The sequence below is a fragment of the Streptomyces sp. NPDC006487 genome, assembly GCF_042870555.1.
In the GTDB taxonomy this organism is placed as follows: domain Bacteria; phylum Actinomycetota; class Actinomycetes; order Streptomycetales; family Streptomycetaceae; genus Streptomyces.
On the sequence record NZ_JBIAHN010000034.1, the window covers coordinates 15,794 to 29,816 of the forward strand.

General features: G+C 72.5%; 14 protein-coding genes and 1 pseudogene. 10 read left to right on the plus strand and 5 right to left on the minus strand.

Annotated elements, in window-relative coordinates; translation table 11 throughout:
- Positions 1-99 precede the first annotated feature (99 nt).
- Complete coding sequence (locus ACFYM0_RS37060) at positions 100-1,512, plus strand: MFS transporter (protein WP_388509883.1); 1,413 nt, start codon at positions 100-102, stop codon at positions 1,510-1,512.
- Here ACFYM0_RS37060 and ACFYM0_RS37065 read toward each other — a convergent pair.
- Complete coding sequence (locus ACFYM0_RS37065; RefSeq protein ID WP_388509886.1) at positions 1,484-2,206, minus strand: alpha/beta fold hydrolase; 723 nt, start codon at positions 2,204-2,206, stop codon at positions 1,484-1,486. The genes ACFYM0_RS37060 and ACFYM0_RS37065 overlap by 29 nt on opposite strands.
- A gap of 508 nt (positions 2,207-2,714) precedes the next feature.
- Here ACFYM0_RS37065 and ACFYM0_RS37070 point away from each other — a divergent pair.
- The 8 genes from ACFYM0_RS37070 to ACFYM0_RS37105 all read left to right on the plus strand — a co-directional run bounded on the left by ACFYM0_RS37070 (position 2,715) and on the right by ACFYM0_RS37105 (position 10,331).
- The gene (locus ACFYM0_RS37070) at positions 2,715-3,581 is read left to right on the plus strand and encodes a transglycosylase SLT domain-containing protein (protein ID WP_388509889.1); all 867 of its coding nucleotides are present in this window, start codon (positions 2,715-2,717) and stop codon (positions 3,579-3,581) included.
- A 305-nt stretch (positions 3,582-3,886) separates the two neighbouring features.
- Positions 3,887-4,633 carry a CAP domain-containing protein gene (locus ACFYM0_RS37075; RefSeq protein ID WP_388509891.1) on the plus strand — a complete coding sequence of 249 codons (747 nt, stop codon included), beginning with the start codon at positions 3,887-3,889 and terminating at the stop codon, positions 4,631-4,633.
- Between the two features lie 445 nt (positions 4,634-5,078).
- Positions 5,079-7,583 (plus strand): nitrate- and nitrite sensing domain-containing protein, encoded by a 2,505-nt coding sequence (locus ACFYM0_RS37080; protein WP_388509894.1) that lies wholly within the window; start codon positions 5,079-5,081, stop codon positions 7,581-7,583.
- A complete protein-coding gene (locus ACFYM0_RS37085; protein WP_388509897.1) occupies positions 7,580-8,074 on the plus strand; it encodes a roadblock/LC7 domain-containing protein in 495 nt (164 codons plus the stop codon). Before ACFYM0_RS37080 ends, ACFYM0_RS37085 begins: the two co-directional genes overlap by 4 nt.
- Positions 8,071-8,442: a DUF742 domain-containing protein gene (locus tag ACFYM0_RS37090; protein WP_388509900.1), complete on the plus strand. Its 372-nt coding sequence runs from the start codon at positions 8,071-8,073 to the stop codon at positions 8,440-8,442. Before ACFYM0_RS37085 ends, ACFYM0_RS37090 begins: the two co-directional genes overlap by 4 nt.
- 22 nt (positions 8,443-8,464) lie before the next feature.
- The gene (locus ACFYM0_RS37095; RefSeq protein ID WP_388509903.1) at positions 8,465-9,040 is read left to right on the plus strand and encodes an ATP/GTP-binding protein; all 576 of its coding nucleotides are present in this window, start codon (positions 8,465-8,467) and stop codon (positions 9,038-9,040) included.
- Positions 9,041-9,053: 13 nt separating this feature from the next.
- Entirely contained in the window at positions 9,054-9,431 is a 378-nt protein-coding gene (locus tag ACFYM0_RS37100; RefSeq protein ID WP_388509905.1) for a roadblock/LC7 domain-containing protein, read from the plus strand.
- Between the two features lie 327 nt (positions 9,432-9,758).
- Entirely contained in the window at positions 9,759-10,331 is a 573-nt protein-coding gene (locus ACFYM0_RS37105) for a transposase family protein (RefSeq protein ID WP_388509919.1), read from the plus strand.
- Here the strand turns inward: ACFYM0_RS37105 and ACFYM0_RS37110 are convergent.
- The gene (locus ACFYM0_RS37110) at positions 10,297-10,509 is read right to left on the minus strand and encodes a hypothetical protein (protein WP_388509922.1); all 213 of its coding nucleotides are present in this window, start codon (positions 10,507-10,509) and stop codon (positions 10,297-10,299) included. The genes ACFYM0_RS37105 and ACFYM0_RS37110 overlap by 35 nt on opposite strands.
- 250 nt (positions 10,510-10,759) lie before the next feature.
- Here ACFYM0_RS37110 and ACFYM0_RS37115 point away from each other — a divergent pair, with 250 nt between their 5' ends.
- Positions 10,760-11,386, plus strand: coding sequence for a LuxR C-terminal-related transcriptional regulator (locus ACFYM0_RS37115; RefSeq protein ID WP_388509908.1), 627 nt, complete (start codon positions 10,760-10,762; stop codon positions 11,384-11,386).
- A 260-nt stretch (positions 11,387-11,646) separates the two neighbouring features.
- Here the strand turns inward: ACFYM0_RS37115 and ACFYM0_RS37120 are convergent, their stop codons facing one another.
- The 3 genes and pseudogenes from ACFYM0_RS37120 to ACFYM0_RS37130 all read right to left on the minus strand — a co-directional run.
- On the minus strand, positions 11,647-13,008 hold the full coding sequence (locus ACFYM0_RS37120) for a sensor histidine kinase (RefSeq protein WP_388509911.1): 1,362 nt from the start codon (positions 13,006-13,008) through the stop codon (positions 11,647-11,649).
- Between the two features lies 1 nt (position 13,009).
- Positions 13,010-13,702: a response regulator transcription factor gene (locus tag ACFYM0_RS37125; protein WP_388509914.1), complete on the minus strand. Its 693-nt coding sequence runs from the start codon at positions 13,700-13,702 to the stop codon at positions 13,010-13,012.
- Positions 13,703-13,929: 227 nt separating this feature from the next.
- Positions 13,930-14,023 (minus strand): annotated as a pseudogene (locus tag ACFYM0_RS37130) (DNA-binding response regulator); the annotation flags it as partial.

The window sequence follows — 14,023 nt, forward strand, 5'->3', positions numbered from 1 at the left end:
AGCCTCCCGCGCGGCCTTGGCGGTCGCCCGACTCCACGCATGGACGCTCCGCGCCGGATGGGCGCGTGTCGCCTCCGGTGCCGGCCCTAGCATGCGGTCATGTCCCCTGAAGCCGGAGCAGCGACGGACCACCGGCACGGTGGGAGCGGCAGCCTGCTGCCGCTCCTCGCGGTCTGCACGGGATACTTCATGGTCATCCTGGACGTGACCGCCATCAACGTCGCGGTCCCGGTGATGGGACGGGAGCTGGGAGCCTCCCTCACCGCGGTGCAATGGGTCGCCAACGGCTACACCCTCACCTTCGCCGCGCTGCTGCTCACCGGCGGGGCCCTGGGGGACCGGCTGGGCAACCGCCGGGTGTTCTGCGCCGGGGTCGTGGTCTTCAGTGCCGCATCCGCGGCGTGCGGACTGGCCCCCGACGTGATCGTGCTGACCGCCGCCCGGCTGCTGGAAGGCGCCGGCGCCGCGCTCATCGTGCCCGGCTCGCTCGCGCTCCTCCAGCACGTCTACCGGTCCCCGGCCGAGCGGGCCCGCGCGTTTGGGCTCTGGGGGTCCATGGCCGGCGTCGCCGCGTCCGCCGGCCCGCTCCTGGGCGGTCTGCTGGTCGACACGGTGGGCTGGCGCTGGGTGTTCTTCGTCAACCTGCCGGTCGGGGTGCTGTGCATCCTGCTGACGCTGCGCCATGTCCCGGCCTCGCCCCGAAACCCGGGCCGCTCCGTGGACTGGCCGGCCCAGTGCGCGCTCGTGGCCCTGGTGGCCCTGCTCACCACCGCCCTCAATGAAGCCGGGCGGCTGGGCTGGACGGCGCCTCTGGTCCTGGCCGCGGCCGCCCTGTGCCCGGTGGCGGGCGCCCTGTTCGCCCTGCGGGAGCACCTGGCGCGCTCCCCGGCCCTGCCGCTGCGGCTGCTGGGCTCCCGGCCGCTGGCAGGCGGCGCCGCGATCGGCCTGCTCTTCAACTTCGCCTTCTACGGCATGGTGTTCACCGCCAGCCTCTACTTCCAGCACGAGCGGGGCATGAGCGCCCTGCGCACCGGCCTCGCCCTTTTCCCGGCAGTCGCGATGTCGATGTTCGCCTCGGCGCTCTCGGGCCGGCTCGCCTCCCGCACCGGTCACCGCCCGCTGGTGATCACGGGCATGCTCCTGGGGGCCGCCGGCCTCGCCGGCTGGGTTGCAGCCGGGGCGCGGCCGCCTTACCTGCTGCTGGTGGTGCCGCTGATGGCCACGGGCTTCGGCACGTCGTTCGCCCTCACCGGAGCCACGTCGACGGTGATGGCCGCGGCGCCGGACACCCACGCCGGCACCGCCTCGGCGCTCTTCAACACCACGCGGCAGATCGGCAGTGCGGCGGGGGTGGCGCTGGGCGGCTCGCTGCTGGCCTCGGCCTCCGACTTCACCACCGGCGTACGCGTCAGCATGGCCATCGGCGCGGCCGCGTACCTGACGGCCGCCGTGCTGGCCGTACTGTGCGTCCCCGGCTCCCCAGCTACCCGACGGCCTTCGCGGCGGTCATGACGAGGTCGGCGACCTCGTCCGGACGCGATACCGCCACCGCGTGCGAGGCGTCGACCTCCACGGTGCACGCGCCGGCCCGCTGGGCCATGAACCGCTGCGCGTCGGCGGGAATGGCCCGGTCCTGCGTGGCGACGAGGTACCAGGAGGAAACGTCCTTCCAGGCCGCCCCCGCGCTGGTGTCGGACAGGCTGGCCGCAGCCACGGGGCGCTGGACCGAGGCCAGCACTGCGGTGGTGGCGGGGTCGACATCCGCGGCGAACACCGGGCGGAAGGACTCCGGCTTGATGTAGAGGTCGGCGCCCTCTCCGCCCGCCACGTCGGCGTAGGGCACCGCGTTCAGCGCCTCGGGCAGCTCGCTGCCCGGGAACCGGCCCAGGACATCGTTCGCGCTCTCGCCCGCCTCCGGGGCGATCGCCGCGATGTAGACCAGGGCGCGCACGTGGTCGAGGCCTTCCGCGGCGTTGGTGATGACCTCGCCGCCGTAGGAGTGGCCGACCAGGACGACCGGGCCCTCGACCGTCTTCAGGAACGCGGCGAGGTAGGCCGAGTCACGGGCCAGGCCGCGCAAGGGGTTGGCCGGGGCGCTCACTTCGTAGCCGGCGTCCTGGAGGTTGCGCACCACGCCGCTCCAGCTGGACCCGTCGGCGAAGGCCCCGTGCACGAGAACGATCTTGGGAAGACTCATCTGTTCCATCCTTACTGAGTGAGCAGTGAGTGTTTCGCCTCCTTCCCCGCCCGCCCTCCCGCATCCGGGTACGGACTGGGTGGACGTCCCCGACTCCGTAGGACCTAGACGTACCGTCCGGACGGACGGGTGACGCGTCCGCAGCCCACCGCCGAGTCCGGGGCGCCTCGGGGCTCCCCTATATGGGCGGGTTCCGCCTCCTCCTGTCAGGGGACCCGGCCCCACCCATCGGACTGTGAGCCCCGTCACATCGCTTGTGCGATGCGCCGGGAGGGGCCCTCGATACGGGCCCAGTAGCAGCAACAGGCTCCGCGGGCGGTCCGCAGATCCCGGGCCGCGCACTTCCCGAGCGCCTGCCCCTTGGGGCGGCGGCACCCCAAGTCGGGCCCTTGTTGCCGCACTTCGCCTTGCCTACGGTCTCCCTCACCAGTACAGACCGGGCATTCCGGTCACTCCTGACCGGGCTGCCGGTCCGGTCCGTGTGGGCCGGAGCCGCCGGCGACTGAGAGGAACACGTATGCCGTCCATCGGAAAGCACCGACGCCCCAAGAACAGCGCGCTCATGCGACGACTCGCCGCCGCGGGCACCGGTATCGCCCTGCCCGTCATCGCCGTGGGGACCGTCAACGCCGCCACGCCGTCCGAGAACCCCGCCGCCAAGGCCGCCGCGGCGAGCGCGCACCAAGAGGCGCCGGCCAAGGCGTCGAAGGCACCCGGCACCACCGCCAAGACGAACGCCACGGCCAAGGCCACCGCGAAGGCCAAGTCCGGGCACCGCACGCACGTGGTCAGGTCCGGCGAGACCCTCGAGGGGATCGCACGGACGACGCACGTGTCATGGCAGCGGCTCTACGCGGCCAACAAGCAGAAGATCGGCCCGAACCCGAACACGATCCACCGCGACACGGTCCTGACGATCCCGGGGGGCCAGTCCGCCAAGGGTGCCGAGGCCGCAACCTCCGGGACCGGTCACGCGAAGGCGCAGGCCGGTACCCAGCAGCGCACCGCTGCCCGCGGCGGGGCGGCCGCCGCCGCAGCCGCCCCGGCGGCAGCCCGGCCGCACGGCAGCAATCTCGACGGCTGGATCCGCCAGTCCCTCGACATCATGCGCGAGCGCGGGATACCCGGCAGCTACAACGGGATCCTCCGGAACGTGATGCGCGAGTCGGCGGGCAACCCGGGTGCGATCAACAACTGGGACAGCAACGCCAAGGCCGGCATCCCGTCGAAGGGCCTGCTCCAGGTCATCGACCCGACCTTCCGCGCATACCACGTGCAGGGCACGGCGCACGACCCGTACGACCCGGTGGCCAACATCGTGGCCGCGTCGAACTACGCCGCGTCCCGCTACGGCTCGATCGACAACGTGCACGGCGCCTACTGACGCACGGCGGGGTCTTGCCCGGAGCCGGGAGCCGGGACACGGCGCCCGGCAGACCCCGCCTCGAGGAGAACGACGGGCAGGACGGGACCGGCCACCGCCCCGGGAAGCCCGGCGACCCGGCACCGAGCGGCCCTGCGCGTCCGAAGGCCGCCATGGGAACGGTCCGCGGCTTCCTGCCGCGGACGGTGTTGCGCGGGCCACGGCGGGCCGGGCCGGGCCCCGGCCGCCGGCCGCCGTCCTACATTGACGAGACCGGTGTCCGTCCGGACAAGCGAACGGACCGCGCATCCAGAAAGGGCAACCCCATGGGACGCCACAAGACCCCCGCAGCCAAGGGGACCCACGTCCTGCCGACGGGATCCCGTCTGGTTGCCTGCGTCGCGGCAGCGGCGGCGGGAGCGGGGGCGCTGGCCGCCGCCCTGATCCCGGCCGGCGGCAGCCCGGGGCTGCACGACGTCTGGGCGCACAGCGCGCCCGCCGCCGCAGTACGGCAGGGGCCGACCGGCGCCGGACACGCCGCCGAGGCGGCGCCCCCGGCGGCCCCTGGAGCCGCCGCACCGCGGTCCCCGAGCGCCGCGCCCTCGGGCACCGCCCCCCGCGCCAACGCCTCCACGACCGCGAAGAACTCCGCCGCGCCCCTGTCCCCCGCCGCGCAGATCGCACACGCCACGGCCCTGCAGAAGAAGCTCGACTCCTTCTCCCCCGCCGAAGTCCTGACCCTGGTCAACCAGACCCGGCAGCTGGCCGGCGCGGGCCCGCTGAAGCTCGACCGTACCCTCCAGACCCAGGCCGAGCAGGCCGTCGTCGCGCTGCCGGACCAGAACGCCCAGGCCGGTCCGGTGACGGGCACCCCCGTGCAGAGGTCCGGTGCCACGGATGCCGACGCCGTGAACGTCAGCAGGAACGAGGTCGGCGCCCAGGCGGCGGTGAACGGCTGGCTGAAGGACCCGGCCGAGCGGGCGAACCTGCTCAACCCCGATTTCCACACCATGGGCGTCGCCAGCTCGAACAGGCCCAACGTGATCTGGTGGGCCCAGCTCTTCGGACGGTAGCCCCACCTACCCACCCGCCCCTCACCGATCCCCCGTCCCCTTGCCCGGCCCCCGTCCCCGCCGCAGCCCCTGCGCGGCCTGGACGGGGGCCGTTCGCGCAGGTGGGGGCGGTTCCTCAGCCGATCGGAGGACCGGCGGCTCCCCCGGTCCCGTCCCGTGACCGGCCGGTCCGCGCACCGTACGGTGCGCCTACGGTCGAAACCAGGCGACCTTGCCGGACAACGCGGTGCACACCTCCCGCGCGTACGGGGCGCCCGCCCCGCCGTCCCGGCGGGGGCTGTCCGCCCCGTACGCGCCGGTCCGGCGCGGGGCTCCGAGCAAGCGGAAGTGACCCCACATGCGCGTGCAGCGACAAGGCCGGCCCCGGTTTCGCAAGACCTCCCCGCGGCCTCGCCCCCCGAAGGCGGAGCGCGCCGGCTGGTTCCCCAGACTGGGAGACCTCCGGGTGCGCACCCGCCTCCTCGCCGTCATCGCCATCCCGCTGATGGTGGCCACGGTGCTGGGCGCCCTGCGGGTGAACAGCTCCTTGGACGTCGCGTCCCGGTACGAGCAGTTCCACGAGGTGGCGCAGCTCGCCCGGACCGGCACCTCCCTGGTCCAGCAGCTCCAGCACGAGCGCGACGTGACCATCGACCCGACCGCCCGTACCGCGGCGGGCAAGAACGGCCTGGCGACCGTACGGCAGGAGACCACCGAGCTGGAGAAGCGGTTCACGGCCGAGAGCGCGCAACTGCCGCAGACCGGCCAGCTGGGGACGCGCCTGGCGGCGGTCAAGGAGGCCTTCGCCGCGTTCCCGCAGATCCGGTCGGAAGCCGACCGCGACGCCTCCGGATCGGTGACGGACACCAACTACCTCGGCCTGGTCATGTCCTTGCTCGGCATCGACAACGAACTCGACGGGCAGCTGGCCCAGTCGCACTCCCAGGGCTGGGGCCTGTACACCCTCTCCCTGAGCACCTCGATGCTCTCCAGTGAGCGGGCCCTGATGTCGCAGGCGGCCGACAACGGCCAGCTCACCCCGACCCAGCGGGCCTCGCTGCTGGCCACCGTGAAGATCCGCGACATGGCCCAGCGCGAGTTCTCCATGGCCGCACCGCCCGCCGACCGCGCGGCCTTCGCCAAGGTCAACGAGTCGCCGCAGTCCCAAAACGCCGAGAAGGCGCTCCAGCAGATGCTGGGGGCGCCGCAGAAGCTCTCCAACGGACCCGCCATGCCGGCCTCCTGGTACGAGGACTTCGGCGGCCGCGTGCAAGCGCTCGACAAGCTGGCCGTCGACGTCTCGGACCGGCTGGTTTCGGAGAGCAAGGCCCAGTACGACGACGCCATGGGCCAGGCCCGGATCGACGCGGGGGTGACCGCAGCCCTGCTGGTCGCCGCCCTCGGACTGGCCTTCGCCGTGTCGCGCAGCATCTCGCACGGCCTGACGCGGCTGCACGAGGCGGCCACCGACGTGGCCGAGGTCCGGCTCCCGCACCTGATGCGCGACCTGCAGGACAACCCGCTGGCAGCCGTGGACCTGCACGTGCCGCCGAGCGGCATCACCACGCGCGACGACATCGGCGACGTGGCACAGGCCTTCGACGCCGTGCACCGCGAGGCGGTCCGGCTGGCGGGCGACCAGGCGCGGCTGCGCGAGTCGGTCAGCACGCTGTTCCGCAACCTCTCGCACCGCAACCAGAGCCTGGTCCAGCGCCAGCTGTCCATCCTGACGGCCCTGGAGCAGAACGAGGCCGACGGCGTCCAGCTCAAGCGGCTGTTCGAACTGGACCATCTGGCGGCCCGGATGCGGCGCAACAGCGAGAACCTCCTCGTCCTCGCCGGCGGCCAGAGCACGTCCCGGGCCGCCCGTCCGATGTCCCTACTCGACGTGGTGCGCACCGCGATGTCCGAGGTCGAGCAGTTCGAGCGGGTGGGCCACCTGGCCCTGCCGCCCGTCTACGTGGCCGGCTACGCCGTCAGTGACGTCGCCCACCTGCTGTCCGAACTCCTCGAGAACGCGCTGATGTTCTCCAGCCCGCAAACGGAAGTGCAGGTCGGCGCCCAACAACTGCCGGACGGGCGGATTCTGGTGGAGATCCGGGACCACGGCATCGGGATGGACGCCGCCCGACTCGAGCACGCCAACGCCCAGTTCGGCACGGGCGAGACCCTCACCCCGGACGCCTCCGAGCACATGGGGCTGTACGTGGTCGGCCTGCTGGCCCGCCGGCACGGCATCGAGGTCTCGCTGCGCGCCGCCGTACCGGGCACCTCCGCGCTCGCCGTCCTGCCGCCGGAGCTCGCCGTACGGCTGCCTGTACAGGAGCCGGAAGGGGAAACCACGCGGCAGCTGCCCGCGGTGCAGCCCGGGACACCGGGCGCCGAGGGCCACCCGACAGCCGGGGAGCCCGCCTCCCCGATGGAGCCTGCGGGGTCCGAGCACCTGCGCCGGCGCCCGCCGCGGCGTCCGGACCCGGTCGCGCCGGGACGTCCGCGGCCTGCCCGGACCACGGACCACGACCCCGTCGCCGACCACACTGCCGGCCCCGCCGCGGACTTCGATCCGGCACCGGACTTCGGCCGGGTCACGGACTGGACCGCGTCGGCGCTGCCGCCGCTGACCGTCCCCGGGGAAGGCGCGGGCCCGCGCGAGGGAGCTGCGCAGTCACCGCCGCAGGAGTCTGCCCCGGGCGCGTCCACCCCCGGCGGCCTGCCGCGCCGGGTGCCGATGGCCCTGCTCAAGCCGGGCAGCATCGCGCCGATCGAGCCGTACGCCGACCAGCCCCAGTCGCAGCTCCAGTCACAGTCGCAGCACGCGTTCGCACCGCACGCGCAGGAGCCCGCCCCCGCGGCGGCGGCGTTCCCGCCCGTGTCCGAGCGGCTGCGCAGCCGGCTGGGCGCCCTGCACCAGGGCATCAGCCGCGCCCACGACGAGGACGCGCCGCGCCACCCGGACGGAGATCAGGAATGACCGGTATCCCCAGCACTTCCCGGGCCCGTGGCGGCCCGGCCCTGCCGGCCGGCGAGAGCCTGGACTGGATCGTCAACCGCTTCACCGAGCGAGTGGTGGGCGTCCGCGCGGCCGCCGTGGTGTCCGCGGACGGGCTGCTGCTCGCCTCGTCCGCCGGACTGGTGGGCGAAGCGACCCGGCTCGCGGCCGTCAGCAGCGGGATCGTGGCCCTGAGCAGCGGCGGTGCCCGGCTCCTCGGCCGCGGCCAAGTGGCCCGTACGGTCGTGGAGATGGACCAGGGCACGATCGTGGCCATGGCGATCTCCGACGGATCGCTGCTCGCCGTGCTCGCCTCCCCGCACTGCGACCTGGGCGTTGCCGGCTACCACATGGCGCGCCTCTCCCGGCAGTGCGGAGAGGTGCTCACCCCCGCCCGGCGGGGTCCGGCGGCCGGTGGCCCGGCCGCGCCGGCGCCGATCCCGCCGCCGCACTCCCCCGGAGCCGCGGCATGAGCAGGGCCTTCCCGGCTCCCTCGGGTCCGGACACCGGTGCCGGTGACTTCGGCCCACGGCCCTACACCCTGACCCGGGGCCGCATCCACCCCAGTCGCGCACTGCGGATGGAGACCCTCGTACAGACCGCGCCGGGGTTGCCGGGACACCGTCCCGGCCTGCCCGAGCACCAGCAGATCCTCGCCCTGTGCGGACACCCGCGATCGGTGGCGGAGGCCTCGGCGCTGCTGGGCATCCCCCTCGGCGTCGTCCGCGTCCTGATCGCCGACCTGGCCGACAGCGGCCTGCTCCAGGTACACGAACACGACGGACCCGCAGCTTCGGCCACGATGCTGGAGCGGGTGCTGCGCGGACTCGAAAGCCTCTGATGCCGTACCCAAGGAGAACCCAGTGAACACCACGGGCAGCCGCCTGATCACCAGCGCCAAGATCGTCATAGCCGGAGGCTTCGGAGCCGGCAAGACCACGCTCGTGGGGTCGATCTCCGAGATCGAGCCGCTGCGCACCGAGGCCGTGATGACCGCCGCGTCGGAGGGGGTGGACGCCCTGGGACACACGCCCGACAAGCGCACCACGACCGTCGCGATGGACTTCGGCCGCATCACCATCGACGAGGACCTCGTGCTGTTCCTGTTCGGGACACCGGGACAGGACCGCTTCTGGTTCATGTGGGACGACCTGGTGCGCGGCGCTGTGGGCGGTGTGGTCATCGCCGACACCCGGCGGCTGGAGGACAGCTTCGCCGCCGTCGACTACTTCGAGAACTGCCGGCTGCCCTACGCAGTCGCCCTCAATCCGTTCGACGGGCGGCGCACCCACTCCCCCGATGAGGTGCGCGCCGCGCTGGGAGTGACCGGCTCCGTACCCGTGCTGTACACCGACGCCCGTGAGCGGCGCGACGTGCAGCAGATGCTGATCGAGGTCGTCCGGCAGGCCCTGCGGGCCCACGCCGGCGCGACCGTCTGAGTGAGGAGTTCCCGTGAACAGCACAACGGCCGTGACGGCCGACCTTCAGGCCGGATTCTCCGGTTTCGTCACCCGCACCCCCGGTGCCGAGGAGGGGGTGGTCGCCTCGGCCGACGGGCTGGTGGTGGCTTCGTCCGCCGGCGTCCCCCGGGACCGGGCCGACCAGTTGGCCGCGCTCGCCACCGGCCTGGCCAGTCTGGCCGCGGGCGGGTCCGCGCTGCTCGGCGGCGGGGAGGTGCTCCAGACCCTGGTCGAGATGGACGGCGGCGTGCTGTTCGTGGCCGCTCCGCCCGCGGGCGGAGCGGTGGCCGTGGTCGCCGGGCCCGGCTGCGACCCGGGTACCGTGGGCTTCGAGCTGGCTCAGTACGCCCAGCACGCGCCGGTCTTCTGACCGACCGCCGATCGCATGATCCGGAATGTCGTTCGCGGCTGCCGTGTGGCGGGGCGGGGAGTCTGCGGTCGCAATGCCCGAACCGACGAACCAATGCCCGCCCCCGCGCCTCCGCCGGACGGTACGCGGCAGGGCCGTTTCAAAGTCCCGGTGAGCACGTGAGTCCGCGGCTCATGGCGGTGCAGGGGGCCAGGGTCCCACCGTCCCGAAAGCAGCGAAGCTCCGGCTGAGCGGGGCGGCCTTCCCAAGTCGCCCTGAACCGCCGGAGCTTCGATGTGCCACCAGTCCGGCACCTCCTGTCTGATCAATTCGCCCGCTCCGGGCGGCATGGCAGGACTGCCGCCGGCTGAGCGGTTGCGGCTGCTTCCCGATCCACGTCGACGGCGAGGGGTTCCGCACCCGTTCGTGACGGTGCTCCTGGCCGCTGCCACGGCAGTGGTTTCCGGCGCGCGCTCGTACGAGGCCTTCGGCCGGTGGTCCGCGAACGCTCCGCAGCACACCCCGTCCGGCTGGCCGCCAGGACCGCGGGGGCCCTGGGCGTACGCGTCGCACCGAGCCCCGTCACGATACGGCGGGTCATCGCCCTGGGCCGGCACCGTCGGCCGGCAGACCATCCACGTGATCTCCGACCCTGACCTCGCAACAGGCCTCGCCTCAAAGCCTCGGCCAACTCGCCAGACGGCAATGGACCATCGAGAACCGGCTGCACTTCGTCCGCGACGCCACCTTCACCGAAAGCGATCAGCGGACTGCGCAACGACCCTGCGGCACGCGGCGCGGCGCCGGGCCCCCGCCGGGCCGGGGGCCTCGGCCCGCGCCAGACCGCTCTCGGATTCCGTCAGCACGGTGTCCGTTTCCCGACCCTTCACAGTTGCTTTCCAATGGGAGAAGGCTTCCTGACGGCCCTCAGGTTCTGCCTGGTTCCGGCCGCTTTGGCTGCGCAGCCCAGCACCTCGACGGCGCCTTCCTCGATCACCGATCCGTCGGTGTCCTCCTGCGCCATGACTCGCACGGCGAAGCCCATCGTCCCGCAGGGCACTTCGGCCGAGCGGGGTGGCGCGGAGGTGACCAGGGCCACCGCGTCGTCACCGGGGGAAGACGTTGACGGACTCCGGTTCCACCGAGGCCCATTCGGCCGTCTCCCCCAGCAGGTCGATCACGAACGTGCCGGGCGGAGGCCGCCTGAACGGACAGTCCTTCGCACCGATTCCTCTAGCCCTCCTCTAACCTCCACGGGCAGACACTGAATCCACGAACCCCGCAGGGACGGCCTTTCAGGCAAGTCCCCCGGCGCTTCTCCTCAGTCTCCGCACCGAAGAGGGAAATTCATGTCGAAGAGGATCACCGTTTTCGTCCAGGCCCTGGACTCCATCTCCGAGCTGGGGGTCATCGCCGCCCTCCGAATCCGGCCTGAGGTACACATCATCGACTGCCGCGACGCCGACGCGGAATCCGTCGCCGTGCTCGTCGTCGACGAAATCAACGACGCCGCCATCAGCCTCATCAAGGCAACACGAGGCCGAAGCGTCCACCGCATCGTGCTCGTCGCCTCCTCCCTCGAGGACACCGGCGTCTTCGCCGCCGCCGAAGCCGGCATCAGCGGCCTGGCCCGCCGCAAAGACGTCACCGCCGACGGACTCGTCCAGGTCATCACCTCCGTCGACCGCGGCGCCGGAGTCCTCCCCCCCGACCTGGTCGGCAGCCTCCTCAAGCAGGTCTCCAAACTCCAACACCAAATGACCACCCCCCGCGGCCAGCACTACTCGGGCATCACCGACCGCGAAGCAGACGTCCTACGCCTGGTATCACAAGGCCTGGACACCAACGAGATCGCACAGGAACTGTGCTACTCGGAACGAACCGTCAAAAACACCCTCCACGCCATCAACAGCCGATTCAACCTCCGCAACCGCCCCCACGCCGTGGCCTACGCCATCCGCGAAGGCCTCATCTAACCCCCACCCCACGGTCGGCGAACGAACACCGGAGCGGGTGGGGTGACAGAATTTCGATTCTGTCACCCCACCCGCTCCGGTGTGTGCGGATCTGCGGTACGTACAAGGCCCGCACGTGACGGGGTCCGGTCCCGGGCGGTCCTGCGCCCGGTACCGGACCCGTCACGTGCGCGTGCCCGTCGTGTTGTGGGTCCTGCGGTACCTGCGCAGTTCCCGGTGGGACCTTCGGCAGGTACGCCAATGACGGTAGATCAGGGAAATCATGCGCCCCATGGGTCGTTCTCCTTCGATGCTGCGGACGAACGGCATTCGGGCAGACGAACGCCCGCGGCCGGGCGGCGCGATGAGGCCGGCCCGCCGAAAGACACGGTGACGCGCGCTCCCCCCGAGGACGCCGCGCTCAGTACGAGACGGCCCCCGGAGATGGTGGCCGTGCGGCGGGCGATGTCCAGGCCGAGCCCGCTGGACCCGCCGGTGCTTCGTCCGCGCTCGACGACACGGTGGTCCGCGAAGCCGGCGCCGTCGTCGTCGATGGTCAGTTCGGCCCCGCCTCCCGGGAGGCCGCACACGGTGATCCGCATGCCCGCCTCTTCCGGGGTGTGCGTGAACACGTTCTCCAGCAGCACGTCGACGGCGGCTTCGAGTTCCGCCTGGGGAACGTACACATGGCAGCCCGTGTCGCGGACCGTCAGGTCGCAGGTGCGTCCCTGCTCTTCGGCGAGGACCGCCCAGAAGGACACCCGCTCCGAGACCACCTCGTCCAGGCGGGCGGTCAGACCGCCTTCCGCGGCGATGGGCTTGCGGGCGTGCCGGATGACCCGGGTGACCTCGCCGTTCAGCTCGTGGAGTCCGGCGAGCAACCGGTCGGCTCCGGGCTGATCCTTGAGCGCCTCGGCCTGGAGCATCAGCGAGGTGATGGGGGTGCGCAGCCGGTGGGACAGGTCCGCCAGGGATTCGCGTTCGTTGGTGACGAGGGCTTCGATACGGGCCGCCAGGGTGTTGAGCGTCACCCCCAGCTGCTGGAGCTCGCGAGGGCCGTCCCCGCTGTAGCGGGCTTCCAGCTGTCCTTGGCGCAGGCTGGCCGCCACGTCGGTCAGCTCCCCGGCGGTGCGCACCACGGAGCGTGCCAGCCGGTCGGCGACGGCGAGGGCGAGGGCGGGCAGCACGACGGCCGCGGCGGCCAGGGCCGCCATGACGCGCAGAGTCGCCTCACTCGCGCCGGCGGTGTCGACCGCGACGTCGATCTGTGCCTGGCCGTCGGGCACCGCGACGGCCAGGCTCGCGACCCGTGCCCCGTTGCAGGTCCACTGCTCCAAGTCGCCGGGGCGGTCGGGGTTGGGCTGGGGCAGGCAGGGCACCGGTGCTCCGTAGCGTGCGCCCGAGGGCATCACGACGGTGGCGCGGACATTGGCCTGCTGCTCGGCGATCCAGGACTGGAGCTGGTCGGTGCCCGACTCCGCCGACTCGCGGGTGAGGGTGGCCAGGGTCTGGGCCTGCATCACGGCGTCGTGATCGGCCTGGGCCAGGTGCGCGTACCGTGCGTAGAAGATCAGCGGCACGCCCAGCAGGAAGATGGTCAGCAGGGTGCTCAGCGCGCTGACGAGCGCGAATTTCCTGCGCATGTCAGGCTCCGGGGTCGAGGATCTTCACTCCGACGCCGCGCACGCTGTGCAGGTAGCGCGGCTCGGCCGCGGTCTCGCCCAGCCTGCGGCGCAGCCAGGACAGGTGTACGTCGATGGTCTTCTCGCTGGCGCCGAAGGCGTCGCTCCAGATCTCGCCGAGGAGTTCGTCCTTGCTGACCACCCGCCCGGCGTTGCGGGTGAGGTAGGCGAGCAGCTTGAACTCCTTGGGCCGCATCTCCAGCTTCCGGCCGTCCAGGGTGGCGGCGTGCGCCTCCATGTCGACGGTCAACCCGCCCACGTGGTGGATGCTCTCCTGGCGCCGCTCACCCGTGCGCCGCAGGACGGCGCGGATCCGGGCGTCCAGGTGCTCCGCGGAGAACGGCTTGATGACGTAGTCGTCGGCGCCGAGGTCCAGGGCGCGGACGATGTGACTCTCGTCGTCCCGCGCGCTCGCCACAAGTACGGGGGTGTTCACCGTGGCGCGGAGCATCTTGAGCACGTCCATGCCGTCGATGTCCGGGAGTCCGAGGTCGAGGACGATCACTCCGCCCGGTGCGGCCGCGGCCGCGTGGCTGAGGCCATCGGCGCCGCGGGCGACGGCGTGGACGTCGTACTTCAGCTTCCGGAGCGAGGCCGACAGGAACTCGCGGATCTCCGCGTCGTCCTCGATCACCGTCACGCGCGTCCAAGCCATGTGCCCGTCTCCGTGCCTCGGTGGCGCCGCTCCGGCACCCTCGGGGACCAGACTGCGCCCTGAGCGGCACGGGCCGGATCCCGTGATCGTCGGAACCGGCCGGAGTGCGGCCGCCCCCCGATCGGGGGAGCGGGCGCGGTACGCGCGGATGGGCGGGCGCGGTACGGGCGGATGGGCGGGCGCGGTACGGGCGGATGCGCGGGCGCGGTACGGGCGGATGGGCGGTGTCAGTCCAGCAGGCCGCGGCGCATGCCCTCGGCCACCGCGGCGGCCCGGTCATTGACGCCGAGCTTCTCGTACAGGTGCTGCGCGTGCGTCTTG